Below are 757 nucleotides of genomic sequence, written 5' to 3'. Positions count from 1 at the left end.
GTAACTTAGAAAAGACCATCATCGTTGACCCTTCGGTGCGCGGTAAAATCGACGTTCGCAGCTACGACGTGTTAAACGAAGAGCAATATTACAGCTTCTTCCTTAACGTGTTGGAAGTGTACGGCTATGCAGTCGTAGAAATGGACAACGGCGTACTCAAAGTCATCAAAGCAAAAGACTCTAAGACCTCTGCAATCCCTGTTATGGGTGATGGTAGCGCAAAAGGCGATAGCGTCATCACTCGCGTAGTTGCTGTGCGAAATGTCTCTGTTCGTGAATTGTCACCGCTATTGCGCCAGCTGATTGATAATGCCGGTGCGGGTAATGTGGTTCATTACGATCCAGCTAACATCATCCTGATCACCGGTCGTGCAGCGGTAGTAAACCGTCTAGCAGAAATCATCAAACGCGTTGACCAAGCTGGTGACAAAGAGATCGAGCTAGTAGAGCTTCGCAATGCCTCGGCTGCTGAAATGGTTCGTATCGTAGAAGCCCTGAACAAAACGACCAACCAAAAGAGTACGCCTGAGTTTCTTGAGCCAAAAATCGTCGCGGATGAGCGTACGAACTCGATTCTGATTTCTGGCGATCCGAAAGTACGTGCACGCCTGAAACGTTTGATTCGTCAACTTGACGTAGAAATGGCAACGAAAGGTAACAACCGAGTGGTTTACCTTAAGTATGCAAAAGCAGAAGACCTAGTTGATGTACTGAAAGGTGTCTCTGACAACCTGCAAGCCGAAAAACAAGCGGGTCA

The 757-nt window shown here is 47.6% G+C and carries 1 protein-coding gene; it reads left to right on the top strand.

Annotated elements, in window-relative coordinates; genetic code table 11:
* On the top strand, nt 1–757 hold a 757-nt coding region (locus R7R78_RS25880; RefSeq protein WP_318119592.1), incomplete at both ends, for a secretin N-terminal domain-containing protein.

It is taken from the genome of Vibrio sp. 2134-1 (assembly GCF_033339495.1).
Note: the sequence above shows the minus strand (reverse complement) of the source record. Positions and strands in the feature narration are given on the sequence as shown.